At 74.4% G+C, this 24,716-nt stretch carries 23 protein-coding genes and 1 pseudogene; 14 read left to right on the top strand and 10 right to left on the bottom strand.

What is annotated here, in order from left to right:
* Positions 1-370 (top strand): annotated as a pseudogene (locus ACZ518_RS34155) (FAD-dependent oxidoreductase); the annotation flags it as partial.
* Between the two features lie 17 nt (positions 371-387).
* Positions 388-1,290 carry an RNA polymerase sigma-70 factor gene (locus ACZ518_RS34150; protein WP_469116912.1) on the top strand — a complete coding sequence of 301 codons (903 nt, stop codon included), beginning with the start codon at positions 388-390 and terminating at the stop codon, positions 1,288-1,290.
* 109 nt (positions 1,291-1,399) lie between these two features.
* On the opposite strand, the gene ACZ518_RS34145 is transcribed toward ACZ518_RS34150, so the two are convergent.
* Entirely contained in the window at positions 1,400-2,332 is a 933-nt protein-coding gene (locus tag ACZ518_RS34145; RefSeq protein ID WP_469116903.1) for a DUF3027 domain-containing protein, read from the bottom strand.
* Positions 2,333-2,722: 390 nt separating this feature from the next.
* Between ACZ518_RS34145 and ACZ518_RS34140 the strand changes: the two genes are divergently transcribed.
* From ACZ518_RS34140 to ACZ518_RS34125, 4 genes are all read left to right on the top strand, one after another.
* Complete coding sequence (locus ACZ518_RS34140; RefSeq protein ID WP_469116902.1) at positions 2,723-4,087, top strand: MFS transporter; 1,365 nt, start codon at positions 2,723-2,725, stop codon at positions 4,085-4,087.
* A gap of 196 nt (positions 4,088-4,283) precedes the next feature.
* Complete coding sequence (locus tag ACZ518_RS34135) at positions 4,284-4,787, top strand: DUF2771 domain-containing protein (RefSeq protein WP_469116901.1); 504 nt, start codon at positions 4,284-4,286, stop codon at positions 4,785-4,787.
* 16 nt (positions 4,788-4,803) lie between these two features.
* Complete coding sequence (locus ACZ518_RS34130; RefSeq protein WP_469116900.1) at positions 4,804-5,529, top strand: futalosine hydrolase; 726 nt, start codon at positions 4,804-4,806, stop codon at positions 5,527-5,529.
* Positions 5,516-6,367 carry a 1,4-dihydroxy-6-naphthoate synthase gene (locus tag ACZ518_RS34125; protein ID WP_469116899.1) on the top strand — a complete coding sequence of 284 codons (852 nt, stop codon included), beginning with the start codon at positions 5,516-5,518 and terminating at the stop codon, positions 6,365-6,367. Before ACZ518_RS34130 ends, ACZ518_RS34125 begins: the two co-directional genes overlap by 14 nt.
* A 107-nt stretch (positions 6,368-6,474) precedes the next feature.
* Here the strand turns inward: ACZ518_RS34125 and ACZ518_RS34120 are convergent, their stop codons facing one another.
* Positions 6,475-6,858: a cold-shock protein gene (locus tag ACZ518_RS34120; protein WP_469116898.1), complete on the bottom strand. Its 384-nt coding sequence runs from the start codon at positions 6,856-6,858 to the stop codon at positions 6,475-6,477.
* A gap of 177 nt (positions 6,859-7,035) precedes the next feature.
* Between ACZ518_RS34120 and ACZ518_RS34115 the strand changes: the two genes are divergently transcribed.
* Positions 7,036-7,290, top strand: a complete 255-nt coding sequence (locus ACZ518_RS34115; protein WP_362472895.1) for a hypothetical protein — start codon at positions 7,036-7,038, stop codon at positions 7,288-7,290.
* Between the two features lie 17 nt (positions 7,291-7,307).
* Here the strand turns inward: ACZ518_RS34115 and ACZ518_RS34110 are convergent, their stop codons facing one another.
* Both ACZ518_RS34110 and ACZ518_RS34105 read right to left on the bottom strand, forming a co-directional pair.
* Positions 7,308-7,949 (bottom strand): HAD family hydrolase, encoded by a 642-nt coding sequence (locus ACZ518_RS34110; protein ID WP_469116897.1) that lies wholly within the window; start codon positions 7,947-7,949, stop codon positions 7,308-7,310.
* A gap of 1,523 nt (positions 7,950-9,472) precedes the next feature.
* Positions 9,473-10,432 carry a hypothetical protein gene (locus ACZ518_RS34105; protein ID WP_469116896.1) on the bottom strand — a complete coding sequence of 320 codons (960 nt, stop codon included), beginning with the start codon at positions 10,430-10,432 and terminating at the stop codon, positions 9,473-9,475.
* Between the two features lie 63 nt (positions 10,433-10,495).
* Here ACZ518_RS34105 and ACZ518_RS34100 point away from each other — a divergent pair, with 63 nt between their 5' ends.
* Complete coding sequence (locus ACZ518_RS34100; RefSeq protein WP_469116895.1) at positions 10,496-12,967, top strand: helicase-associated domain-containing protein; 2,472 nt, start codon at positions 10,496-10,498, stop codon at positions 12,965-12,967.
* A gap of 60 nt (positions 12,968-13,027) precedes the next feature.
* Positions 13,028-13,690 carry a DUF4291 domain-containing protein gene (locus tag ACZ518_RS34095; protein ID WP_469116894.1) on the top strand — a complete coding sequence of 221 codons (663 nt, stop codon included), beginning with the start codon at positions 13,028-13,030 and terminating at the stop codon, positions 13,688-13,690.
* Here ACZ518_RS34095 and ACZ518_RS34090 read toward each other — a convergent pair.
* Positions 13,675-14,142 carry a GNAT family N-acetyltransferase gene (locus ACZ518_RS34090; protein WP_469116893.1) on the bottom strand — a complete coding sequence of 156 codons (468 nt, stop codon included), beginning with the start codon at positions 14,140-14,142 and terminating at the stop codon, positions 13,675-13,677. The genes ACZ518_RS34095 and ACZ518_RS34090 overlap by 16 nt on opposite strands.
* Before the next feature lie 131 nt (positions 14,143-14,273).
* On the opposite strand from ACZ518_RS34090, the gene ACZ518_RS34085 reads away from it, so the two are divergent.
* Positions 14,274-15,917 (top strand): DNA repair helicase XPB, encoded by a 1,644-nt coding sequence (locus tag ACZ518_RS34085; protein WP_469116892.1) that lies wholly within the window; start codon positions 14,274-14,276, stop codon positions 15,915-15,917.
* Here the strand turns inward: ACZ518_RS34085 and ACZ518_RS34080 are convergent.
* Positions 15,883-16,668, bottom strand: coding sequence for a glycosyltransferase family 87 protein (locus ACZ518_RS34080; RefSeq protein WP_469116891.1), 786 nt, complete (start codon positions 16,666-16,668; stop codon positions 15,883-15,885). The genes ACZ518_RS34085 and ACZ518_RS34080 overlap by 35 nt on opposite strands.
* A 139-nt stretch (positions 16,669-16,807) precedes the next feature.
* A complete protein-coding gene (locus tag ACZ518_RS34075) occupies positions 16,808-16,993 on the bottom strand; it encodes a hypothetical protein (RefSeq protein ID WP_469116890.1) in 186 nt (61 codons plus the stop codon).
* 457 nt (positions 16,994-17,450) lie between these two features.
* Here ACZ518_RS34075 and ACZ518_RS34070 point away from each other — a divergent pair, with 457 nt between their 5' ends.
* Positions 17,451-19,436, top strand: a complete 1,986-nt coding sequence (locus ACZ518_RS34070; RefSeq protein WP_469116911.1) for a HelD family protein — start codon at positions 17,451-17,453, stop codon at positions 19,434-19,436.
* Between the two features lie 629 nt (positions 19,437-20,065).
* On the opposite strand, the gene ACZ518_RS34065 is transcribed toward ACZ518_RS34070, so the two are convergent.
* Positions 20,066-20,758, bottom strand: a complete 693-nt coding sequence (locus tag ACZ518_RS34065; RefSeq protein WP_469116889.1) for a copper homeostasis protein CutC — start codon at positions 20,756-20,758, stop codon at positions 20,066-20,068.
* 109 nt (positions 20,759-20,867) lie between these two features.
* On the opposite strand from ACZ518_RS34065, the gene ACZ518_RS34060 reads away from it, so the two are divergent.
* Both ACZ518_RS34060 and ACZ518_RS34055 read left to right on the top strand, forming a co-directional pair.
* Positions 20,868-21,584 (top strand): HD domain-containing protein, encoded by a 717-nt coding sequence (locus tag ACZ518_RS34060; protein ID WP_469116888.1) that lies wholly within the window; start codon positions 20,868-20,870, stop codon positions 21,582-21,584.
* Positions 21,585-21,671: 87 nt separating this feature from the next.
* Positions 21,672-22,895, top strand: coding sequence for a Cmx/CmrA family chloramphenicol efflux MFS transporter (locus tag ACZ518_RS34055; protein ID WP_469116910.1), 1,224 nt, complete (start codon positions 21,672-21,674; stop codon positions 22,893-22,895).
* 60 nt (positions 22,896-22,955) lie between these two features.
* Here ACZ518_RS34055 and ACZ518_RS34050 read toward each other — a convergent pair whose 3' ends face one another.
* Positions 22,956-23,231 carry a DUF4031 domain-containing protein gene (locus ACZ518_RS34050; protein ID WP_469116887.1) on the bottom strand — a complete coding sequence of 92 codons (276 nt, stop codon included), beginning with the start codon at positions 23,229-23,231 and terminating at the stop codon, positions 22,956-22,958.
* A gap of 7 nt (positions 23,232-23,238) precedes the next feature.
* Positions 23,239-23,616, bottom strand: coding sequence for a hypothetical protein (locus ACZ518_RS34045; protein WP_469116886.1), 378 nt, complete (start codon positions 23,614-23,616; stop codon positions 23,239-23,241).
* Between the two features lie 150 nt (positions 23,617-23,766).
* Between ACZ518_RS34045 and murQ the strand changes: the two genes are divergently transcribed.
* Positions 23,767-24,690, top strand: coding sequence for an N-acetylmuramic acid 6-phosphate etherase (murQ, locus tag ACZ518_RS34040; RefSeq protein WP_469116885.1), 924 nt, complete (start codon positions 23,767-23,769; stop codon positions 24,688-24,690).
* The last annotated feature ends 26 nt before the right edge of the window (positions 24,691-24,716 follow it).

The raw sequence follows: 24,716 nt of genomic DNA, 5'->3' as shown, positions 1-24,716 counted from the left end.
ACCCTCGGGCCTGCCGCTGCGGATGAGCTGCCAGGCCGCGATGCCCATGGGCGCCCGCGCCGCCGACACCGTCCTGAGCCGCCTCGCCGGCGAGCACCCCGAAACCCTCAACCAGCCCTTCGGCGCCCAGTGCATCAGCCTGGGCCGGGGCGACGGCATCTTCCAGTTCGCCAGGGCCGACACCGCGATCTGGTTCCACGTCGACGGCAAGCCCGGCGCCAAGCTGAAGGAGACCGTCTGCACGGTCGTCGTCAAGCACCTCGCCGACGAGGCCCGCAAGCCCGGCGGCTACCGTCTCCACCGCGGCTCGGGCGCCGCCACCCGCCAGAAGAAGCTCCAGGCCGCGCAAGGACAGACCACGGCCGCGTGACCAACCGGACGGACCACATGCACGACGACGACCGCACCACCGACGCGGCGACCGAGGCCTTCGTCGCCCACCGCAACCTGCTCTTCACCGTCGCCTACGAGATGCTCGGCTCGGCCTCTGACGCCGAGGACGTCCTCCAGGAGACGTGGCTGCGGTGGGTGAAGGTCGACCTCGGCCAAGTCGAGGACCAGCGCGCCTACCTGGTCCGCGTAACGACCCGTCAGTCCCTCAACCGGCTGCGGGCCATGAGCCGCCGCAAGGAGTCCTACGTCGGCCAGTGGCTGCCCGAACCGCTGCTCACCGCGCCGGACGTGGCACAGGACGTGGAACTCGCCGAGAGCGTGTCCATGGCGATGATGCTCGTACTGGAGACGCTGTCACCGACCGAGCGCGCCGTGTTCGTCCTGCGCGAGGCCTTCGACGTCGGATACGACGAGATAGCCGCGGCCGTCGACAAGACGCCCGCCGCCGTACGCCAGATCGCGCACCGCGCCCGCCGCCACGTCGACGCCCGCCGCCCCCGCCAGGCCGTCACCGCGAGCCAGACCCGGGCCGCCATGGAGTCCTTCCAGCGCGCCCTAAACAACGGGGACCTCCAGGGGCTCCTCGACGTACTCGCCCCCGACGTGGTCCTCGTCGGCGACGGCGGCGGCTTCAAGCAGGCCGCGCTGCGCCCCGTCACGGGCGCCGACAAGGTGGGCCGCTTCATCATCGGCGGCGTCGGCAAGAAGGCGGGCCGGGTCACCATCACCCCCACCGTGGTCAACGGCAGTCCGGCGCTCCTCGCCCACCTCGACGGCGAACTCGACGGCGTCATGGCCTTCCACGTCGAGAACGACCGCATCGCCGGCATCTACTTCGTCCGCAACCCCGAGAAGCTGGGCGCCGTCGGGGCCGAGACCCCGATCACCCTGCGGTGAACCGAGGGCGGGCGCCGCACCCCGGCGACCCGCCCCTCACCACCCGCGGGCCACGAGTGGCCACGGGCGGCTACGAGCGGCCACGTGCGGCACGACCGGCCACGTGCGGCTACGAGTGCCCGAGGTCGGCGGACGGCAGGTCCGCCGAGGGCACCGAGCCGGTGTCGGGGGCCGGGCGCAGCGGGAACTCGTCCGTCGCCATCGAGTCGAGCACCGGCGGCGCGGGCCGCGGCGGCTTCGGCATGACGGCGGCCTCCGAGTGGCCGCCGCAGCCGTACGACAGGGAGACCAGCCGGCCGTCCGCCGGGCCGAACTCGTTCGCGCAGATGCCGAAGGCCTGACCCAGCGAGCCGCCGATCGCGACGAGGAAGCCGCAGGAGACGCACGACGCGGGCGCGGCCTGCGCCATCGGCGTCTTCGCCCCGAAGGACTCGTCCCAGCGGTCGGCCGCCGTGTGCAGCCCGTACCGCGACAGGACGCGGGCCCGGCGCATGCCGAGCTCCTCCGCCACGGCGGTGATGGAACCGCGCGCCGGGACGACCACCCGGTCGGTGACGTCGGCGTCCTCCGCCTCGACCAGTTCGGCCATCTCGGTGGAGACGACCGAGTTCGGCGGCGGCACGTCCTCCCCGGACCAGCCCGGCTCCAGCCGCAGGTCGTCGGCGTCCGTCGGCAGCAGGTCGCCGGGGCCCATGTCGCCCGGGCGCAGCCGGTCGCTCCACGGCACCCATTCGGGGGCGAGGAGCGCGTCGTCGCCGGGGAGGAGCACCGTTTCGTCGAGGGTGATGTTCTTCGCGCGGGAGGCGCGGGTCACGGTGACGGCCCAGCGCCAGCCGCGGTAGCCCGGCTCCTCGCACGCGAAGAAGTGGGTGACGACCCGGTCGCCCTCCGCTACGACGGCAACGTGCTCGCCCACCACACCGGGGTGGGCGGCCTCCTCGGCCGCCGCGCGGGCGAGCTCCACCGCCTCGGCGCAGAGGCGGTCCGGGGCGGGCGTACGCGGGGTACGCGGGGTACGGCTTCGCGTCGTCGCAGCACTCACAGGTCTCGTTCTCTCCTACGCCGTCTCACGAGTGCGCCGTCCGTACTGTCGTTCACAACGACCCGTCGGTCTCGTCCGTACGTAGCGCGGGCGGAGCGGACCAGAGGGCCGCGTCGACGTCCGCGCCCCGATCGGCCTCGGGCGCACCCCACTGTGATCCATTCTGCGGGATCACGAAGAGGCGCGCGGCCAAGTGCAACCGCCGGTGGCGCGCTACGCACGCTACCTCCTCCGAAGCCTTCGGCCCACATGCGAGGTCCGATTCGCGGACAACGCACGCGCGCGGAAGCGACGCGGAAGCCCCCGCACGGCGCCGGGACGGCCCCCCGGAATCGCGGCCGGGACGCGCCGGGAGGGGTCCCGGACGGCCTCGTGGGGCACTATGGCCACGTGGCTCCCGCACGGTCGTCCGCAGACGGCTCGGGACCGGCCAGGCGGGCCGGCCGGGCGGTCGGGCGTGCCCTGCATCTCCCCTTCACCGGTACGGCGCGCGGGATCCGGCGCGCCACGCACGCCCACGGGGCCGGTGAGTCGGGGCTGGGCCGTCTGATCGAACTGCACGCGATCAACGGCGCCGGAGACGTCATGATCACCGTCGCGCTCGCGTCGACGGTGTTCTTCTCGGTCCCCACCGACGAGGCACGCGGACGGGTGGCCCTCTACCTGGCGATCACCATGGCGCCCTTCACCCTGCTGGCCCCCGTGATCGGCCCCCTGCTGGACCGGCTCCCGCACGGCCGGCGGGCGGCGATGGCGGGCGCGATGCTGACGCGGGCGCTGCTGGCGGTGATGATGTCCGGCGCGGTCGCCACGGGCGGCCTGGAGCTGTACCCGGCGGCACTGGGCGTCCTGGTCGCCTCGAAGGCGTACGGAGTCGTACGCAGCGCCGTGGTCCCGCGGCTCCTCCCGCCGAAGTTCTCACTCGTCAAGGCGAACTCCCGGGTCACGCTCGCGGGCCTGCTCGCCACGGGCGCGGCGGCGCCGGTGGCCGCCGGACTGCACACGATCGGACCGCCGTGGCCGCTGTACGGGGCCTGCGCGATCTTCGTGTGGGGCACCTTCGCGGCGTTCCAGCTTCCGCCCAAGGTGGACGAGGCCAAGGGCGAGCGCCGCGCCCGGCTCTCCACCCACGAGGCCCACTCGAAGCGCCCGGGGCTGCGCACGGTCAGCCGGCCGGTGCTGTGCGGGCTGCTGGCGAACGCGGCGATGCGCGGGCTGTCCGGGTTCCTGATCTTCTTCCTGGCGTTCCTGCTGCGCGAGCACCCGCTGGCCGGGCAGAGCGCGGCGGTGTCGCTGGGCATCGTCGGCGTCGCGGCGGGCATCGGCAACGCCTGCGGGACGGCGGTCGGCGCGTGGCTGCGGGCCCGCGCCCCGGAGGCGATCATCGCGGCGGTCCTGTCCGCCACGCTGGGCGTCGCGATCGTCTCCGCGGTCCTCTTCAGCGGCCTGTTCATGGCCTTCCTGGCCGGCACGGCCGGCTTCTGCCAGGCCCTGGCGAAGCTCTCGCTCGACGCGATGATCCAGCGCGACGTCCCCGAGGCCGTCCGCACCTCGGCCTTCGCCCGCTCGGAGACCCTGCTCCAGGTGGCGTGGGTGCTGGGCGGCGCGATCGGCATCGCCCTGCCGCTGAACGGCGTCCTGGGCATGTCGGTGGCCGCCGCCGTGGTGGCCCTGGGCACCCTCATGGCGGTGAGGGGCCTCCTCACCACCCCCACCCGCCGCCACCCGACGTCCCCCCGCCCCCGGGTGGCGTAACGGGGCCCCGCAGGGCCACATCTGGCCCCGCCGGCAGAATCCAGCCCCGCCGGCGTTTGAGGCGCGGGGGTCTGGGGGCGGAGCCCCCAGAAGGGGGTCCGGGGCGGGCGCGGCCCCGCCCCCTCCGCCACGCCCGGCCAGGGCACCGGCACCCCCGTGCGGCGGCGCAGCCCACCGGCCCGATAGCCTTCGGCTCATGACCGCACCGCTTTTCCCGGGTAGGGCCCGCCGCAGCGTCGCGGCCCTCGGAGCCGTGTCCGCCGGCCTCCTCCTCCTGTCCGCCTGTGGCGGCGACAAGCCGACGCCGCTCGCGACGGTGACCGTCGGCAGCTCGTCGGTGTCCGCCGAGTCCGAGGGCGAATGCAACGCCACCGGCCAGGACCTCACCATGGACAAGGTCCAGAACTGCCTCACGGACCCCAAGAAGGCCAAGACCGTCGAGTACGGCCGCGGCGACACCCTGCGCCTGGGCGTCGAGCCCGAGGTCGTCGAGGACGGCAAGAAGTGGCAGGCGGTCCTCGACGGACAGCCGATCACCGAGCCCTCCTCGAACACCTACCGCAGCTTCCAGGGCGCCGACGTCTTCGCGACCGGCGGCCAGGGCGAGGCGCCCCAGTCGAAGCTGCTGGGCTTCGTCCAGGTCGGCGAGGACGGCAAGCCCATCTCCGTCTGGACCTTCAAGCTCAAGCTGAAGAAGTAGCGGCGGGCGCGGCGACGTGCGCGCACTGATCGTGACCGCGGTGGCCGCGGAGGCCGACTCCGTGGCCGCCGGCCTCACCCCTCATCCGGACCCGGTCACGCCCGAACCGCGCACGCTCCCCGGGGGGTACCTCATCACCCGCCGGGACCTGCCCGGCCTCGCCGCCGACGTACTCGTCGGCGGTGTCGGCCCGGCCGCCGCCGCAGCCGCCACGGCCACCGCGCTCGCGCTGGCCGACTACTCCCTCGTGATCTCCGCCGGCATCGGCGGCGGGTTCGCCCCCGCCGCCCCGCTCGGCTCGCTGGTGGTCGCCGACGCGCTCGTCGCCGCCGACCTGGGGGCCGAGACCCCCGAGGGCTTCCTGCCGGTGCAGGAGCTCGGCTTCGGCCGCAGCGTGCTCCTGCCGCCCGCCGAGCTCGCCGCCCGCGCCGCCGAGGCCACCGGGGCGCTGCTCGCGCCCGTCCTGACCGTGTCCACCGTCACCGGCAGCGCCTCCCGCGCCGCCGAGCTCGCCGCCCGGCACCCGCTGGCGGGGGCCGAGGCGATGGAGGGCTTCGGGGTGGCGGAGGCCGCCGCCGCGCACGGACTGCCCGTACTGGAGGTCCGCGCCGTGTCCAACGCCGTCGGGCCGCGCGACCGGGCCGCCTGGCGCATCGGGGACGCCCTCACCGCCCTGACCACCGGATTCCGCGCGCTGGGACCCGTACTCGTCAACTGGGGAGAACGCCATGAGCACCGCTGAACCGCTCGCCATCGCCTACTCGCCCTGCCCGAACGACACCTTCGTCTTCGACGCCTGGGCGCACGGCCGCGTCCCGGGCGCGCCCGCCCTCGACGTGACCTTCGCCGACATCGACGTCACCAACGGCATGGCCGAGCGCGGCGAACTGGACGTGCTGAAGGTGTCGTACGCCGTACTGCCGTGGGTGCTGGAGGAGTACGCGCTGCTGCCGTGCGGCGGGGCCCTGGGGCGCGGCTGCGGTCCGCTCGTGCTGACGCGCGAACCCGGCGTGGACCTGTCCGCCGGCACGGTCGCGGTGCCGAGCGAACGCTCCACCGCCTACCTGCTGTTCCGGCTGTGGGCCGCGGACGTGCTCCCGGACGGGGTCGGGAAGGTCGTCGTCCTCCCGTTCAACGAGATCATGCCGGCCGTGCGCGACGGGCGGGTGGACGCCGGGCTCGTCATCCACGAAGCCCGGTTCACGTACCAGGAGTACGGGCTGCACCGCCTCGCCGACATGGGCGAGCACTGGGAGTCCACCACCGGGCTGCCGATCCCGCTCGGCGCGATCATCGCCAAGCGCTCGCTGGGCGCGGAGAAGCTGCGCGCGCTGGCCGAGTCGGCCCGTACGTCGGTGCGGATGGCGTGGGACGACCCGGAGGCCTCCCGGCCGTACGTACGCGCCCACGCGCAGGAGCTGGATCCGGCGGTCGCCGACCAGCACATCGGGCTGTACGTCAACGAGTTCACCGCCGATCTCGGCGACGCCGGGTACGCGGCCGTGCGCGGCCTGCTGACCCGGGCCGCCGCCGAGGGCCTCGTCCCGGCCGTCCCGGCGGACGCGCTGCGCTTCCCGTGACGCGGCACGCCTGATGCGGCACGCCTGATGCGGTACGCCTGACGTGCCGGTGCCCCGCCGCTCGGAGGAGCGGCGGGGCACCGGTAAGCGCCGTCTTCGGTTTCCGGTCAGACGTCCAGCTGGTCGGCCACCGCGCGCAGCAGGCCCGCGATCTTCGTGCCGTGCGACTTGTCGGGGTAGCGGCCGCGCTCCAACATCGGGGTGATGTTCTCCAGCAGCGTCGTCAGGTCCTGCACGATCGAGGCGAGCTCGTCGGGCTTGCGGCGCTGGGCGGCCGCGACCGAGGGCGCCGGATCCAGCACCGTCACCGAAAGTGCCTGGTCACCGCGCTGTCCCGCGACGACTCCGAATTCCACCCGCTGCCCGGGCTTCAGGGCCTCGACCCCGGCCGGGAGCACCGACGAGTGCACGAAGACGTCGCCGCCGTCGTCACGGGAGAGAAAGCCGAAGCCCTTCTCGCTGTTGAACCACTTGACCTTGCCGGTAGGCACGTCCGTCCTCTGTCCTTGTGCTCGTCGGGTCCGGGTGACCGTGGTGAACGGCTCCGGATAGCAGTACAGCGGGTCCTTCGACCCGCCTCCTCCAGGCTAATGGTCCAGAAACCGCTGACAAGACGTTCCCCGGTCCTTCCCGCTTCACCGCTTCGGCCAGGGAACTACCCTGGTGGGGTGACTGTTACTCCTCATCCCGACGAAGCACGGCCCGGCGACGGCCTGATCAAGGCCGGCGGCATCGTGTTCATCGTCGGCGCGCTGGCGACCCTGGCGACGATGGCCCCGCTCTTCCTGGGCACCGACCCGTTCCCGTCGTACGCGTGGGCCGTATGCATGCTCATGGGCGTCGGCTTCGCCATCTCCGCGGCGGGCGTGCTGCGCTCAGCCGCCGCACAGCGCAAGGCGGCCCGGGCGTCCCAGGCCGCCTGACACCTTCCGCCGGGCGCTCAGGCCGCGCGGGTCCGCTCGTACTCCGCCAGCCACTGCGGCAGCTCCGTGAGGTCGGCCAGCACCACGTCCGCGCCCGCCTCGCGCAGCTCCGACTCCGCGCACGGCCCGGTCGGCACCGCCACCGACAGCGCGCCGGCCGTCCGGGCGCCGCGCACGTCGCCGATGTGGTCGCCGACGTACACCTGCGCCCCGTACTCGCGCAGCGCCCCGGCCTTGGCCTCGGCCCAGAGCCAGCCGATGACGGCGTCGGGCTCGATCCCCAGGTGCTCCAGGTGGTGCCGGGCGTTGGGCTCGTTCTTCGCCGTCACGACGATGGCCCGCCCGCCGAGCGCCTGCACGGCCTTGACCGCCTCGCGGGCGCCGGGCATGGCGGGGGTCGGCTCGATGGCGTGGTCGACGTAGATCTCCCGGTAGAGGTCCCGCATCGCCGGGATCTCCTCCTCGGGGAACCAGTAGGCGAGCTCCTGTTCCAGCGGAGGCCCGAGGCGCGTGACGACCTCGTCGGCGTTGACGTACGTCCCGGTCTTGGCGGACAGGGCCTCGAACGCCGCCTTGATGCCGGGGCGGGAGTCGATGAGCGTCATGTCGAGGTCGAAGCCGACGGTGAGCTGCGCGGGGATGGGGCTGCCTGAGGTCATAGCGCCATTGTGCCGAGGCTCCACCGGGGTGAGGAACCGTGAGCGGAGGTTGGCTGGCCTGATGGCGTTTTTTGGCGGAATGCCAGCTATGTACCGATTTACTTGACGGGGACTTGACGCAGGCCTGAACGGCGGGGGCCCGCCATCTCCCCCTCGAGGGGGTGGCGGGCCGGTAGCTGCCCACCCGCCTCCGGGTGCGGGTGGGTGGCCGGGGGGCGGTATTCCCCTGGGCGGCCTCATAGTCGGTTTGGGGGCTTCCCGTCAGTCCCATCGTCCTTCCGGTTCGGGCCGGTCCCTCAAGAGCGCTCCCTTCGGTCGCGTCGCTGCGCGATGTCGCTTCGCTCCACTCTTGACCGACCGACCCGCCCCGGAAAGCCGAAAGACTGCCGGGAAACCCCCAAAAGAACGGCACGGGGCAGGAGAGCAGGGGCGGGTCCGTCAGCGATGAGGCGACGGGGCCGGGCCTCGGCCCGCCGGGCATCCGGGCCCGTGGATGCCGGATTCGGGGCCGGGGGCCCGACTAGGCGCACGAGAGGCTGATCAGAGCGAGCCCCGGAGCCCCCAGACGCGCCAGATCGCTACGCGCTTCTCATTGATCAGCGTCCGGCCACCATCTGTGGCTGATACCCGCACCAGAGGACGAACAGAGCAGCGCGGGGAGCGGATGGGCGCGCCAGATCGCTACGCGCTTCTCCCATCTCGGCGGCCGGCGGCCGTCTTGGGCTGGCCATAGGCCACAGGAGGTCAATTAGCCCCTTTTGCGCCCATCTGGGAGGCCGTGGCGAGGGTGGAAGGTCCCCCTCTCGGAGTCTGCGGTTGAAAAGGACACTCTCAGACTCCGACAAGCCGTCAAAGGCCCTGCGAGAGGCGCCATTCGCCCCTCGAAAGCGCTCCCCCGCTCCCTTCCCGCCCATCCCGGCCCCAGACGGCCGTCCGACGCCGAGACGGGAGAAGCGCGTAGCGATCTGGCGCGCCCATGCGCTTCCCGGGCTGCCCTGATCAACCTCTGGTGCGGATATCAGCCACAGGCAGTCGCCGGACGCCGAGACGACAGGAGCGCGTAGCGATCTGGCGCGCCCGGGTGCTCCGTAGGCCGCTCTGATCAACCTCTCGTGCGCATTGCCGCACCTCGGCCCGGAATCGCGACTTTTGAGGGCCGGATGCCCGGCCGGCCAAGGCCCGACCCCTCGCATCGTCACTGAGGGAGCCGCTTGCCTTCTCCTGCCCCGTGACCGTTCTTTTGGGGGCTTCCCGGCAGTCTTTCGGCTTTCCGGGGCGGGACGGCCTGTCAAGGGTCGCCGAAGGCGATCACGAAGTGACGCGACGAAGGAGCGCCCTTGACAGGCCGGCCCGACACGGAAGGACGATGGGACTGACGGGAAACCCCCAAACCAGCTGCGAGACCGCCCAGTCGGCACCCCGCCCCCCACCCCACCCACCCGCACCCGGGGGCGGGTGGGCAACTACCGCCCGGGCCCGGGGGGTCGAGGGGGAGATGGCGGGCCCGAACCGAACGGAACCCCCTACCGCCGGCGGGAGCGCCACAGCAGGTACGCCGCTGTGACCGCGCCCGCTGTGCGGGCCAGGGTGGGCCAGAGGGACTGGAAGGACGGGCCGACCTGGTCGGAGGGGATGGGGGTGCCCCAGTGGCCGGCGGCGCGGCCCCAGAGCCAGAGCATGGCCAGGGTGAAGACCGCTGCGGGCAGGCCGAGGAGTACCCACTTGCGCTCGCGGGGTCCGAGCACGCGGGAGGCGTACGCCACCAGCGCGCCGGCGCCGAGCAGCAGCCAGTACGCGGTGAGCGCCCCCGCCAGGAGCAGTACCGCCGCCAGTACGAGGAACGCGTGGGGCCGCGGCCGGGGTTCCCCTTCCTGCGCCGCGGCCTTCTTCTTCTCGCGCCGGTCGCGCAGGAACCGTACGAGGCCTCCCGCTGCGGCGGCCGGACCGGCGGCGGCTTCCGGCTTGGCCTCCCCCGCCTCCCGCGCCTCGCGCGCCTTGCGCTCCTCCTCCGCCTCCTCCCCGAAGAGGTCCGGGATCTCGATGCCGCCGGCGAAGCCCTCCACCTGCGGCCCCCTCCGGGAGGCGCCCGGGGACAGGCTCCACCAGTCGGGTTCGGCTCCGCCCGAGGGCCCGAGTTCGTCGAGCCCGGCCAGGTGCGGCGGGACGTTCTGCGGGGCGTTCTGCGCGACGTTCCGCGGGCCCCGCTGGGTCGGTACCGCCGGCACCATCGGCGTTTCCGGGGTGGCCGCCGCCCGGGCCGCGCCGACCGTGTCGAGGACCTGCTCCGGCGTGCCGATGCGCTCCAGGATTCCGCGTACGGCTGCCGCGGTGTCGGGCTCGTACTTGGCGCGGCGCCGGTCGATCTCGTCCCGCAGCCCCGAAACCAGCCGCATCCGGTCGCCGGACGACAGCTGCCGCCGGGCCGCCAAGTCCCCGACGCGGCTCAGATATTCGTAGACCAGATGGTCGCTCTCGATCCCCACGCCCCCGACGGTAGCGCGTGCGTCCGTGGAGCGGCCGACGACGCAGCGGATACCGTTGGCCGGATGGGGACCGGCCCGCGGTCCGGCCGGCGTGACCAGGAGGCGACCAACGTGCCCGAGGCAAGTACCGCTGCGGCGAACGCCCCGCGCTCCCTCGCCGAGGCGCTCCGCGCCCGCGACGACGTGGCGCTCGCCGCCCTGCTGCACGCCCGCCCCGATCTGCTGAACCCGGTGCCCGGCGACGTCACCCAGCTGGCCACCCGCGCCGGTACCCGGGCGTCGGTGGTGCGCGCCCTGGACCGCCTGGACCGGTTCGCGCTCCAGACGGCCGAGGCCCTCGCGGTGGCCCCGGACCCGTGCCCGTACCCGGTGCTGGAGGCGCTGCTGACGGGTTCCGGCGGCGAGGACGCCGAGGCCCGCGACGCGCTCCCCCGGGCCCTGGGGACACTGCGGGACCAGGCTCTGGTGTGGGGGGACGAGGACCGGCTGCGGCTGGTCCGCACCGCCCGGGAGCTGCTGGCCCCGTCGGCGCAGCGGCCCTCCCCGACGGGGCTGGGGCCGACGGTCGCCGAGGCGACGGCGGGGATGTCGCCGACCCGGGTGCAGGAGATCGTGGCGGCGGCCGGGTTGCCGGCGACGCACGACCCGGTGTCGGCGGTGGCCGCGCTGACCGGGCTGTTCACCGATCCGGAGCGGATGTCGGCGCTGCTGGACGGGGCTCCGGCGGAGGCGCACCGGGTGCTGGGGCGGCTCGTGTGGGGGCCGCCGTACGGGGAGGTGACCCCGGATCCGACGCCGCCGGTGCGCTGGCTGCGCGACCGGGGGCTGCTGCTGCCGGCTTCGGCGCGGACGGTCGTACTGCCGAGGGAGGTGGCGCTGCACCTGCGGGGCGGGCTCGCGCACCGGCGTACGGAGCCGCTCGCGCCGGCGGTGGGCGTGCACCGGGAGCACCGTCCACAGCTTGTGGACGCGAACGCGGCGGGGCAGGCGCTGGCGGCGCTGGCCACCGTCGAGGAGCTGGTGAAGTCCTGGGAGCACGCGGGTCCGCTGGTGCTGCGGGCGGGCGGGCTGGCGGTGCGGGACCTGAAGCGGACGGCGGCGGCGCTGGACACGACGGAGTCCGAGGCGGCGTTCTGGGTGGAGCTGGCGTACGCGGCGGGGCTGCTGGCCACTGACGGGGAGGCCGACGAGCGGTACGCGCCGACGCCCGCGTTCGACGACTGGCGGGAGCTGCCGCCCGCGCAGCGGTGGTCGGCGCTGGCGGCGGCCTGGCTGCCGGCGACGCGCACCCCGGGGCTGGTCGGGGAGCAGGACGCGAAGGGGCGGACCCTGTCGGCGCTGGGCCCGGACCTGGACCGTTCGGCGGCGCCGGAGGTGCGGCGGCGGGTCCTGGACCTGATCGGGGAGCTGCCGGAGGGCGGGGTGCCCGATCCGGAGGCGGTGCTGGAGCGGCTGGCGTGGGAGCGGCCGGCGCGTGGTACGGGCGAGCTGCGGGCCCGGCTCGCGCGGTGGGTGCTGCACGAGGCCGAGGTGCTGGGTGTGACGGGGCGGGGTGCGCTGAGCGCGTTCGGCCGGGCGCTGCTGGAGCACGGGGACGCAGCGGGGCTGCTGGCGCCGCTGCTGCCGGAGCCGGTGGACCACGTGCTGTTGCAGGCGGACCTGACGGCGGTGGCGCCGGGGCCCCTGCTGCGGCCGCTGGCGGAGATGCTGGCGGTGCTCGCGGAGGTGGAGTCCAAGGGCGGGGCGACGGTGTACCGGTTCACTCCGGGTTCGGTGCGGCGGGCGCTGGACTCGGGGCAGGCGGCCTCGGACCTGCACGCGTTCCTCGCCGAGCACAGCCGTACGCCGGTGCCGCAGCCGCTGGCGTACCTGATCGACGACGTGGCGCGGCGCCACGGACACCTGCGGGTGGGGGCGGCGTCCTCGTACGTGCGCTGCGACGACGACGCCATGCTCGGCGAGATCCTGGCCGACAAGCGGTCGGCGGCGCTGGGGCTGCGGCGCCTCGCGCCGACGGTGCTGGCGGCGCAGGCGGACCCGGCGGCCCTGCTGGACGGGCTGCGGGCGATGGGGTACGCCCCGGCGGCGGAGTCCCGTACCGGCGACGTGCTGGTGGCGCGGGCCGACGCGCACCGCACCCCGGCGCGTTCGGCGCCGGTGCCGGTGCCGGACGGGCCGCCGGTGCCGGACGCGACGCTGCTGGGCGCGGCGGTACGGGCGATCCGTGCGGGTGACGTGGCGGCGACGGCGGTCCGCAAGGAGCCGGCCGCCGCGTCGTCCTCGGGTGTTCCGGGGGAGCTGCCGCGTACGAGTGCGGCGGAGACCCTGGCGACGGTGCAGGCGGCGGCGCTGACGGGGTCCGCGGTGTGGATCGGGTACGTGAACGCGGACGGGGCGGCGAGTCAGCGGGTCATCGCCCCGGTGCGGGTGGAGGGCGGTTTCGTCACGGGGTACGACCACACGGCGGACGAGGTCCGCACGTACGCCCTGCACCGGATCACGGGGGTGGCGGAACTGGCGGAGGACCAGGTGTAGCGGGGCGCCCCGGCGGAAAACCGCTGGTCGGCACCCACGGCGAACCGGCACCCTGACGGCATGTCCGAAGCAACGCCCGCGTCCTCGCCCGCGTCCTCGCCCGCATCCTCAACCGCGTCCTCGACCGCGTCCGAACCCGGTACCCCCCGGCACCAGATCCGCGCCGCCCACACCGGCACCACCGTCACCGTGTACCAGGCCTACGCCCCGCACCTCGGCGTGCCCGCGGCCCGCGACGGGCGGTTCCCGCCCGCGTGGAAGCGGGAGCGGATGACGTGGATCAAGCCGTCGTTCCTGTGGATGATGTACCGCTGCGGCTGGGCCACCAAGGCCGACCAGGAGACCGTCCTGGCGGTCGAGATCAGCCGCGAGGGCTTCGACCGGGCGCTCGCCCAGTCCTGCCTGTCGCACTACGTGCCCGGAATCCACGCGGACCGCGAGGCGTGGAAGGCGTCCCTGGCCGGCTCCCCGGCCCGGGTGCAGTGGGACCCGGAGCGGGACCTCCACCTGAACGCGCTGCCCCACCGGTCCCTGCAGCTGGGCCTGTCCGGGCCGGCCTCACGGGCGTACGCCGACGAGTGGACGGTGTCCATCCGCGACGTCACCCCGCTGGCCCGCCAGGTCCACGGCCTGGTCCGCGCGGGCGATCTCGACGCCGCCCGCGCACTGCTCCCGGCCGAGACCCCCTACCCGGCGGGCCCGCTGCCTCACCTCGGGGCGTAGTCGACCAGCCCGGTCTCGAAGGGCCACACCTCGCGCAGCCACGCGCTCACCGCCTCGTACACGACGGCGTCGAGGTGCGCCCGGTCCTCGCGCACCCAGGAGCTGACGTGCACCCGCCCGTCCTGTTCCTTCGACGGGTAGAGGTACAGGCAGCCGATGACGTCCTCGTCGCCCTCCAGCACGCTGTACGTGAACCCGCGCCGCTCGGCGAAGTCCTGCGCGTGCCGCTCCAGGTCGGCCAGGTTCGCCTCGGCGGACATCCCGTCCAGCGGCGGCCAGTTGCGGCCCGTGAACCCGGGCGTGGCCCGGATGTGCGCGATGCTCCCGCTCCAGGCGGCGAGGTCCCGCGCATTGTGCTCCGCCCCGAGGGGCTCCAGCCGGAAGCCGTCGCCGGCGAGGGTGCGCGGCACGTCGAAGCCGTCGGGCAAGAAAGGCTGCTGATCTTCACTCATGCCCGGAAGGTACGTCGCGCGGACGGGCGGCGTCTGCCGGTTTTCCCCCGGCCAGGCCCGGCTTGAGCCCCCCACCCGCGGCGGGATACGGCACACTGGAGGTTTGACCGGATGCAAACGAGGTGCCGCGCGTGAATGGTCCACTGATCGTCCAAAGCGACAAAACGCTCCTTCTCGAGGTCGACCACGAGCTCGCCGGCGCCGCGCGGCGGGCCATCGCCCCCTTCGCCGAGCTGGAGCGGGCACCCGAGCACATCCACACCTACCGGATCACCCCGCTCGGGCTGTGGAACGCCCGGGCCGCCGGGCACGACGCCGAGCAGGTCGTCGACGCGCTCGTCGAGTACTCCCGCTATCCCGTCCCGCACGCGCTGCTCGTCGACGTCGCCGAGACCATGGCCCGCTACGGGCGCCTGACCCTGTCCAAGCACCCCGTCCACGGGCTGGTGCTGACCAGCACCGACCGGCCGGTGCTGGAGGAGATCCTGCGTTCGAAGCGGATCACCCCGCTGGTCGGGGAGCGGCTCGACGCCGACACCGTGGCCGTGCACCCGTCGGAGCGCGGGCAGATCAAGCAGACGCTGCTGAAGCTGGGCTGGCCGGCCGAGGACCTCGCCGGGTACGTGGACGGCGAGGCGCACCCGATCGAGCTGGAGGAGAACGGCTGGGCGCTGCGCCCGTACCAGGCGCAGGCCGTGGAGGGCTTCTGGCACGGCGGCTCGGGTGTGGTCGTGCTGCCGTGCGGCGCGGGCAAGACGCTGGTCGGGGCCGGTGCGATGGCCAAGGCGAAGGCGACGACGCTGATCCTGGTCACCAACACCGTCTCGGCGCGGCAGTGGAAGCACGAGCTGGTCAAGCGCACCTCCCTGACGGAGGACGAGATCGGCGAGTACTCGGGCACCCGCAAGGAGATCCGGCCGGTCACGATCGCCACGTACCAGGTGCTGACGACCAAGCGGAAGGGCGTCTACCCGCACCTGGAGCTGTTCGACTCCCGGGACTGGGGGCTGATCCTGTACGACGAGGTGCACCTGCTGCCGGCGCCGGTGTTCAAGTTCACCGCCGACCTCCAGGCGCGGCGGCGGCTCGGCCTGACGGCCACTCTGGTCCGGGAGGACGGGCGGGAGTCGGACGTGTTCTCGCTGATCGGGCCGAAGCGGTTCGACGCGCCGTGGAAGGAGATCGAGGCGCAGGGCTACATCGCGCCGGCCGACTGCGTCGAGGTCCGCGTCAACCTGACCGAGTCCGAGCGGCTCGCCTACGCGACCGCCGAGACCGAGGAGAAGTACCGCTTCTGCGCGACGACGGCGACGAAGCGGAAGGTCACGGAGGCGCTGGTGCGCAAGCACCGGGGCGAGCAGACCCTGGTCATCGGGCAGTACATCGACCAGCTCGACGAGCTCGGCGAGCACCTGGACGCGCCCGTCATCAAGGGCGAGACCTCGAACGCGCAGCGGGAGAAGCTCTTCAACGCCTTCCGCGAGGGCGAGATCAACGTGCTGGTCGTCTCGAAGGTCGCGAACTTCTCGATCGACCTGCCGGAGGCGACCGTCGCCATCCAGGTGTCCGGCACCTTCGGCTCCCGGCAGGAGGAGGCGCAGCGCCTGGGCCGGGTGCTGCGGCCGAAGGCGGACGGGCACGAGGCGCGGTTCTACTCGGTCGTGGCGCGCGACACGATCGACCAGGACTTCGCCGCCCACCGCCAGCGCTTCCTGGCGGAACAGGGCTACGCCTACCGGATCATGGACGCGGACGAGCTCCTGACGAGCGACTGACCGGCCCCTCGGAGGGCGGCCGCGGGGCCGGGATCCGGCCGGCCGCGGGCGGGCGGTGGCCGTGGTGGCGGGTGCGGCGTTGGGCCGCGCCCGTCAGGGCGGTGAGGAGCGGTACGGCCCACACCCACAGGTGCGGCCACTCCCTCAGCAGGGCCCGGCCGGTCACCGGGACGTGGTGGGCCCAGAAGTCGGCGGAGGCCTCCGGGAGCACCAGCAGGCCGAGCAGGGCGGTGCCGCAGAGGCCGGCCAGGGCGGTCAGAGCGGCCCGGACCCGCCGGGTCAGCAGCAGGTACGGGATGAGGAGCGCCGGGGTCAGGGTGATCCCGGCGGCGACGCCCAGGGCGAAGCCCTTGCCGAGGGCGGCGCGCGGCCGGCCGAGGTCCCAGACGGCGAGGCAGGCGAGCGCCAGGTTGATCTGGCCGGGCAGCGGGCTCTGGAACAGCGGCTCCAGCCACAGCCCGGCGATGGTGGCGGCCAGGACCGGACCCCGCCGGGCCCGTACTCCGGTGAGCCGGCAGGAGAGCAGTATCAGCAGGGCGAGCAGGCCGGCGTTCCCGAGGACGAGGACGGCCTTGAGCACACCGGCGGGCAGCCAGGCGGCGGGCGTGAAGAGGATCGCGGCGAACGGCGGATAGGCGCTGGGCGGGTGCCACTCGGCGGCTGAGAACCCGCTGAGGACGGCATCGGCCGTCGGGATGCGCAGGGCGATGCACAGGACGCCCAGAGCGAGCAGCGAGCCTGTGACCAGCACAGCTGCGAGTGGTGGGGGTGGGGAAGCGGAAGCGGGGCTGCGGGTCACGCGCGTGACCCTAGTGGATCGGCGCACGGCTACTGCCGGGTTCAGGCCAAGGCCTTGCACATATCCGCGTGGGAGGGCTGCGGCCGGGGCGTCAGCGGCGTATGACGCCCGCGTCCTCGCCGAACTCACCGAGGACGACCACGCTCATGGCGGCAGCGGCGAAGACCTTCGCGGCGCGCAGGACATCGCCGACGCGGTGGCGGGGACGGTGGTAGGAGGTGGCGGTGGCCCCGCTCGGGAGGCCGCCCTGGACCGGGGCAAAGGTTGCGGTGCTCATGTATCCATGGTGCGTTCTCCCCCCTCTCCGCACATCGCCCCCGGGACGGAACCTGCGGCCCTCCCGTGTCCTCCTCGCGGCCCATGCCATCCCCTAGTGGCTCTGCCGAAGGTCTGACACTCCCCGGTATGACACCCGTACGGAGGTACCGCCCCCCGGGACGTGCGGCCCCCGAAATCCATTCGCGCCGTCCCGCCCGGCTGACTACAATCTCCGCTCTTGCCGCCTCCCGCCGCCCCATCGGGGAGAGCCGCCTTCCGGCCGGAAACCGGGGGCCTTCCATACCGCATCGACGCAGCACCAGACCACAGCAGCTGGAGGCCCTCCCGTGTCCGCGCACGCCCCCGACACCGCATCCGTCACCGCCGACACCGACACCGACACCGACACCGGCGCCGGCGATCCGCTCGGCCGCGAACGGGCCCACCTCGCCGCCTCGCGCTCCGCCCTGCGCGCCATGCGCGAGGACGTCGAGGCCCTCGACATCCGCGACGTCACCGCGAACTGGGTCAACGCCATCGTCCTCCAGGCGCAGATCGACGACCGCATCAAGGCCCTCGCCGACCTCGCCCACACCCCGCTCTTCTTCGGCCGCCTCGACTACCTGCACGCCCCGGGCGCGGAGCTGGCCGAGGGCGCCGAGGGCGAGCAGTTCTACATCGGCCGCCGCCACGTCCACGACGCCGAGGGCGACCCGATGGTCATCGACTGGCGCGCGCCGGTCTCCCAGCCCTTCTACCGCGCCTCCAAGGCCGACCCGCAGGACGTCGGGCTGCGCCGCCGCTTCGGCTACACCGGCGGCGAGCTGACCGCGTACGAGGACGAGCACCTCTCCGACCCGGCCGAGTCCGCGGCCGTCAGCAAGCTGCTCCAGCAGGAGATCGAGCGTCCCCGCGTCGGCCCCATGCGCGACATCGTCGCCACGATCCAGCCCGAGCAGGACGAGATCGTCCGCTCCGGCCTGTCCGGCTCGGTCTGCGTCCAGGGCGGCCCCGGCACCGGGAAGACCGCCGTCGGCCTGCACCGGGTCGCGTACCTGCTGTACGCGCACCGCGAGCGCCTCGCCCGCACCGGGACGCTGGTCATCGGGCCGAACCGTTCCTTCCTGCACTACATCGAGCAGGTCCTGCCGGCCCTGGGCGAGCTGGAGGTCAAGCAGGCCACCGTCGACGACCTCGTCGCCCGCGAGGGCCTGGAGGTACGCGGCACCGACGCCGCCGCGACGGCGGTGGTCAAGGGCGACGCCCGGATGGCGCAGGTGCTGCGCCGCGCGGTCCGCTCGCACGTCACCGCGCCCGCCGAGCCCCTGATGGTGGTGCGCGGCTCGCGCCGGTGGCGGGTGCCGGCGTACGAGCTGGAGGAGATCGTGGCGGAGCTCCAGGCGCGCGACATCCGCTACGGCGCCGCCCGCGACGCGCTGCCGCAGCGGATCGCGCACGCGGTCCTCGTCCGCATGGAGCAGGCGGGCGAGGCGCCGGACGACCGGGTGCAGGACGCGGTGGCCCGCAACGCGGCGGTGAAGGCCGCGGTCAAGGCGGTCTGGCCGGCGGTCGACCCGGCGAAGCTCGTGCTGCGGCTGCTGTCGGACGCGGAGTTCCTGGCGGAGCACGCGGAAGGGGTCCTGACGGAGGACGAGCAGAAGCTGCTGCTGTGGCCGAAGCCGTTCCGGAGCGTGCGGTCGGCGAAGTGGTCGGCGGCGGACCTGGTGCTGATCGACGAGGCCGCGGACCTGGTGGAGCGGACGCACTCGCTCGGCCACGTCGTCGTCGACGAGGCGCAGGACCTGTCCCCGATGCAGTACCGGGCGGTCGGGCGCCGCTGCACGACGGGCTCGGCGACGGTCCTGGGCGACCTCGCGCAGGGCACCACGCCGTGGGCCACGCGCAGCTGGGACGAGGCGCTGGCGCACCTGGGCAAGCCGGAGGCGGTGCTGGAGGAGCTGACGGCGGGCTTCCGGGTGCCGCGCGAGGTGATCGCGTACGCGTCTCGGCTGCTGCCGGCGATCTCGCCGGGGCTGGCTCCGGTGTCGTCGGTGCGTGAGACTCCGGGGTCGCTGACGGTGACGCCGTCGACGGCGGACGGCCTGACGGCGGCGGTGCTCGCGGCGTGCCGGGCGTCGCTCGCGCACGAGGGGTCGATCGGGCTGATCGCGGCGGACGCGCGGGTGCCGGTGCTGGCGGAGGCCCTGGCGGAGGCGGGCCTCCCGTACCTCGCGCCGGGCGAGGAGACCACGGCGGAGTCCCGCCTGACCCTGGTGCCGGCGTCGCTGGCGAAGGGTCTGGAGTACGACTACGTGGTCCTGGACGAGCCGGCGGCCATCGTCGACGGCGAGCCGGACGAACGCACCGGGCTGCGGCGGCTGTACGTCTGCCTCACCCGAGCCGTCTCCGGCCTCACGGCCCTCCACGCGACCCCCTTGCCGGCGGCGCTGGCCCTTTCCTGACGCGGTCCTCGCCGCTCAGCGCCGGGGCGCTTCCCGGGCTTCGGGCCCGCGCGAGCGGCCACGCCTTCTTCACGCGCCGCTCGCGCGACTCGGCCCTGGCGGGCCTCCCCGGCTTCGCGCCGCTGCGCCGGACTCCGTCCGGCGGGTGCGGGGCGGGGCCGGTGGGGGTGGCCGGGGCCGGTGGGTCGGCTGCGGGTGGGTGGGCCGCTGCGCGGAGCCGGGGTCCCCTACCCGCCCTTCCACCGTTCCCCGGGCTCCGCCCGGACCCCAGTGCGCTCAAACGCCGCGCGGGCTGGATGCGCGCAGCGAATTCCAGCCCCGCCGGCGATTGAGGCGCGGGCGCGGTAGCGCCGTGCAGTGAGCCGCGCCGGCGACCGAGGCGAGAAGAGGTGAAGGGCGGGGAGGGGCAAGCCCCGCAGGGCCACGCCCCGGCCCCGCCCGGCACGGGCACGGGCACGCCCGACCGCCCCGCCCGGCACGGGCACGGCCACGCCCGACCGCCCCGCCCGGCACGGGCACGGGCACGCCCGACCGCCCGGCACGGGCACGGCCACGCCCGACCGCCCCGCCCGGCACGGGCACGGGCACGCCCGGCAAGCCCCGCGCGGCAGCGCACGGGCGGCCGCCGGTCAGGCCAGGGCGGCCCGCCACTCCGCGACCGCCGCCGCGGAGACCGGCCGGTCCCACCCGGAGGGACGGGCCGCGCCGCCGATGTGGAACGCGTCGATGCCCGCCTCCCGCAGCGCCGGCAGGTGCGACAGGGCCAGGCCGCCGCCGACCAGGATCCGCGGCCCGTACCCCGGCTCACCGCGCCGGCCCGCCGCGGCCTCCGCCAGCAGCACCGGGAGCCCGTCCGCGACGCCGGTCGCCGAGCCCGCCGTCAGGTACGTGTCCAGCCCCGGCAGGTCCGCGAGGGCCTTGCGCAGGCCGTCCCGGTCCGCCGCGCGGTCGATCGCCCGGTGGAAGGTCCAACGGCAGCCGTCCAGCTCCGCGAGCACCGCCTCGACCGCCTCGACGTCCGGGGTGCCGTCCGGGTGCAGGAAGCCGAGGACGAACTCCTCCGCGCCCTCGGCCCGCAGCCCCCGTGCCGTCTCGACCAGCACGGAGACGTCGCCCGCCGCGAACCCGTCCGACGTGCGGAGCATCACGCGCAGCGGGATGTCGACCGCCGCCCTGATCGCCGCGAAGGTCTCGCGCGGCGGGGTGAGCCCGTCGGCGGCGATGTCGGTGACCAGTTCGAGTCGGTCCGCTCCACCCGCCTGGGCGGCGACCGCGTCCTCCACGTCGAGGGCGATCACCTCCAGGAGCGCACGGTTGCTCATGTGATCCCATCCTTATGCCCATATGGAAAATAGGTCTAGTCCAATATCCAGGGTACGGGCCCCACGCCGCGCACCACCAGCAGAATCACGTCACCCGCACAATGTCCGCATGGACACGCCCGAGACGACGCCAGAGACGACGCCCGCGACGCCCGCGACGCCCGCGACAACGCCCGCGACGACGCCCGGCACCGCCGCGCTCCGCGCCCGCTGGGACGCCACCGCCACCGCCGCCGGCGCCACCCGCGACCCCGCCCCCTACGCCGACCGGCTCCTCGCCGCCTGGGCCGAGCCGCAGCGCCAATACCACACCACCACCCACCTGGCCGACGTACTCGCGCGGATCGACGTACTCGCCGGCCACGCCGCCGACCCCGCCGCCGTCGAGCTCGCCGCCTGGTTCCACGACGCCGTCTACCGCCCCGACCGCTCCGAGAACGAGGAGCGCAGCGCCGCCCTCGCCGAGCGCGCCCTGCCCGAGCTGGGCGTCGGACCGGCCCGCACCGCCGAGACCGCCCGCCTGGTACGGCTCACCGTCACCCACGACCCCGCCCCCGGCGACACCAACGGCGAGGCCCTCTGCGACGCCGACCTCGGTGTCCTCGCCGGCACCCCGGACGCGTACGCCGCCTACGCCGCCGCCGTCCGCGCCGAGTACGGCTTCGTCCCCGACGAGGCCTTCCGCACCGGCCGCGCCGCCGTGCTGCGGCAGCTCCTCGCCCTCCCCCGCCTCTTCCGCACCCCGTACGGCACCGCCCACTGGGAGGCCCCGGCCCGCCGCAACCTGGAGGCCGAGCTGGCCGCCCTGACCCGTCACCTGACCTGACATACGCGACGCCGGCCGGGAATGCGCCCCAGTTCGAGGAGGTTCGGGAAGAACATGCCCGCAGCCTCCGCAAGAACCCCGTCCCGTATGCCCGTGGCCGTCTACATCCTCGGCCTGTCCGTCTTCGCGCTCGGCACCAGCGAATTCATGCTGTCCGGCCTCCTCCCGCCCATCGCCGAGGACATGGGCGTCACCATCCCGCAGGCGGGCCTGCTGATATCCGCCTTCGCGATCGGCATGGTCGTCGGGGCCCCGCTGCTGGCCGTCGCCACCCTGCGCCTCCCGCGCCGCACCACCCTCATCTCCCTCATCAGCCTCTTCGGCCTCGGCCAGGTGGCGGGCGCGCTGGCACCCTCGTACGCGTTCCTCTTCGCCTCCCGCGTGGTGTCGGCCCTCGCCTGCGCCGGGTTCTGGGCCGTCGGCGCGGCCGTCGCCATCGCCATGGTCGACAAGGACCAGCGGGCCCGCGCCATGTCCGTCATGATCGGCGGCCTGTCCATCGCCAACGTCCTCGGCGTCCCGGCCGGCGCCTTCCTCGGCGAGCACCTCGGCTGGCGCTCCGCGTTCTGGTCGGTCGGCGCGGCCTCCGCCGTCGCCCTCGCCGGCATCCTGGCGCTGGTCCCGAAGATCCCGCTGCCCGACGAGAAGCCCCGCCTCGGCCGCGAGCTGCGCATCTACCGCGACCGCCAGGTGTGGCTGTCCATCGGCGTCACGGCCCTGGCCGCGGGCGGCGTCTTCTGCGCCTTCAGCTACCTGTCACCGCTGCTCACCGACGTCGCCGGACTGGACTCGAAGTGGGTGCCGTGGATCCTCGGCCTGTTCGGCGTCGGCGCGCTGATCGGCACCACCGTCGGCGGGCGGATCGCCGACGCGCACCTGTTCGGGGTGATGCTCTGGGGCATCACCGCCTCGACGGTGTTCCTCGGCGCCCTCACCGTGCTGGCCTCCAGCGCCGCCGCCGCGATCGCCCTGTCGTTCCTGCTCGGCGTCTCGGCGTTCTTCACCGCGCCGGCCCTGAACGCCCGGCTGTTCAACATCGCCGGCACCGCCCCCACCCTCGCCGGAGCCACCACCACCGCCGCGTTCAACCTCGGCAACACCGGCGGCCCCTGGCTCGGCGGCACGGTCATCGACGGCGGCTTCGGCTTCTCCTCCCCGGCGTGGGCGGGCGCGGCCATGACCGTCACCGCGCTCGCCCTCACCGCCCTCGCCCTCCGGCTGGAGCGGCGCACCTCGGCCGGTACGACCCGGGTCGTCGCCGGATCGGGACCGGGCTCCCGTGAGGTGCCGGCGGACGCCGTCAGCATGTGAGGGGGGAAGGAGGCGCCCCCTCCGGCACATCGCCCCGACAGCAGGAGAGGGGACGGCCGTTCAGGCCACGGGCGGGCGGCGGTGTTTCGGCCGTCGCAGGCCCGCCGCGGTGAGGCGGCGGACCAGCTCCTTGCTGCCGATCTCCACCGCGCCCGCCGCGACCGCGTCCGCGTAGCGGTGGGAGGGCACGTCGTAGTGGTCCCGCTCGAAGGCCCGCGGCGGGCAGCCGATGCCCGCCGCGAAGACGTGCAGCTCCTCGTACGAGACGTCGCTGACCAGGTGCGACCACAGGTGGCCGTGACCCGGCCAGACCGGCGGGTCGATGTACAGCGTCACCGGCGGCTCACCGGCCCGGGTGGAAGACGGGGCCGAGACCGCCGACGGCCGCCACCTTCACCCCGGCCTCCGAGCACACCCAGTGCGGGTCGGGCCCCAGCTCCGGTTCCACGTCCAGCGCGTGCGGGTCCCCGTGCGCGCAGACGGGACACAACGGCCAGCGCCCGTACTTCTCCAGCAGGGCGTCCTTCACGTCCTGCGCGACGAGTCCGGCGAGGTAGTCGAGTCCCTCCGGCCACTGCTCCACCCACCACCGGCGGTGCGTGACCGAGTCCTCGACGAGGGATACGACATCGGCATCGGCGACCTCACCGGCGGCGAGATCGGCGAGAACGAGCGCACGGGCGACATGCAGCGCCTGCTCCAGGGGGGTCGCGTGGTCCATGGGCTCATTTTGACCCCTCACCGCCCCAAAAGGGGAGGGGATCCCTCCCGCACCCGGCCCGGCGCCCCGCCAACCGGTCCCCGCCGGTGCACCATGGCTCCCACCGGACCGCCCCGGGCCGCAGCGCCCCCGCCCGCAGGAGCCCCGCCCATGACCGCGTACGCCGACCTCCGCGCCCAGCTCGACACCCTCACCACCGAGGCCTTCCGCCCCGAACTCGCGGAGATCGACCGGCTCCCGACCCTGGAGATCGCCCGGCTGATGAACGCCGAGGACGCCACCGTCCCGGCCGCCGTCGCCGCGCAGCTGGAGCCGATCGCCGCCGCCGTCGACGCCGTCGCCGAGCGGATGGCCCGCGGCGGCCGGCTCGTCTACGCGGGCGCGGGCACCGCCGGCCGGCTCGGCGTGCTGGACGCCAGCGAGTGCCCGCCCACCTTCAACACCGACCCCGCGCAGGTCATCGGCCTGATCGCGGGCGGCCCCGGTGCCCTGCTCAAGGCCGTCGAGGGCGCCGAGGACTCCCGGGAGCTGGCCGCCGAGGACCTCACCGCCCTCGGCCTGACCGCCGAGGACACCGTCGTCGGCGTCTCCGCCTCAGGCCGCACCCCGTACGCGATCGGCGCCGTCGCATACGCCCGTACGCGCGGCGCGCTCACCGTCGGCCTGTCCTGCAACCCCGGATCCGCCCTCGCCGCGGCCGCCGAGCACGGCATCGAGGTGGTCGTCGGCCCCGAGCTGCTCACCGGCTCCACCCGGCTGAAGGCCGGCACGGCGCAGAAGCTCGTACTGAACCTGATCTCGACGGTGACGATGATCCGCCTCGGCAAGACGTACGGGAACCTCATGGTCGACGTACGCGCCTCCAACGAGAAGCTGCGCGCCCGCTCGCGCCGCATCGTCGCCCTGGCCACCGGCGCCCCGGACGCCGAGATCGAAGCCGCGCTCACCGCCACCGGCGGCGAGGTCAAGAACGCCGTCCTCGTCCTCCTCGGCGGGGTGGACGGCCCCACCGCCGCCGGCCTCCTCAGCGCCGCCCGCGGCCACCTCCGCGAGGCGCTCGCCGCACTCCGCTGACCTCCGCCCGCCCCCACAGCAAGGCG

This window comes from Streptomyces sp. NPDC033966, assembly GCF_055575955.1.
The sequence above is the reverse complement of the archived record's forward strand: the minus strand, read 5'-3'. Positions and strand labels throughout refer to the sequence as shown.

Coding starts and splice junctions, on each gene's coding strand:
- ACZ518_RS34150 (WP_469116912.1), top strand. CDS start 388: ATGCACGACGACGACCGCACCACCGACGCGGCGACCGAGGCCTTCGTC.
- ACZ518_RS34135 (WP_469116901.1), top strand. CDS start 4,284: ATGACCGCACCGCTTTTCCCGGGTAGGGCCCGCCGCAGCGTCGCGGCC.
- ACZ518_RS34125 (WP_469116899.1), top strand. CDS start 5,516: ATGAGCACCGCTGAACCGCTCGCCATCGCCTACTCGCCCTGCCCGAAC.
- ACZ518_RS34110 (WP_469116897.1), bottom strand. CDS start 7,949: ATGACCTCAGGCAGCCCCATCCCCGCGCAGCTCACCGTCGGCTTCGAC.
- ACZ518_RS34100 (WP_469116895.1), top strand. CDS start 10,496: ATGGGGACCGGCCCGCGGTCCGGCCGGCGTGACCAGGAGGCGACCAAC.
- ACZ518_RS34095 (WP_469116894.1), top strand. CDS start 13,028: ATGTCCGAAGCAACGCCCGCGTCCTCGCCCGCGTCCTCGCCCGCATCC.
- ACZ518_RS34090 (WP_469116893.1), bottom strand. CDS start 14,142: ATGAGTGAAGATCAGCAGCCTTTCTTGCCCGACGGCTTCGACGTGCCG.
- ACZ518_RS34075 (WP_469116890.1), bottom strand. CDS start 16,993: ATGAGCACCGCAACCTTTGCCCCGGTCCAGGGCGGCCTCCCGAGCGGG.
- ACZ518_RS34070 (WP_469116911.1), top strand. CDS start 17,451: ATGCGCGAGGACGTCGAGGCCCTCGACATCCGCGACGTCACCGCGAAC.
- ACZ518_RS34065 (WP_469116889.1), bottom strand. CDS start 20,758: ATGAGCAACCGTGCGCTCCTGGAGGTGATCGCCCTCGACGTGGAGGAC.
- ACZ518_RS34060 (WP_469116888.1), top strand. CDS start 20,868: ATGGACACGCCCGAGACGACGCCAGAGACGACGCCCGCGACGCCCGCG.
- ACZ518_RS34055 (WP_469116910.1), top strand. CDS start 21,672: ATGCCCGTGGCCGTCTACATCCTCGGCCTGTCCGTCTTCGCGCTCGGC.
- ACZ518_RS34045 (WP_469116886.1), bottom strand. CDS start 23,616: ATGGACCACGCGACCCCCCTGGAGCAGGCGCTGCATGTCGCCCGTGCG.
- murQ (WP_469116885.1), top strand. CDS start 23,767: ATGACCGCGTACGCCGACCTCCGCGCCCAGCTCGACACCCTCACCACC.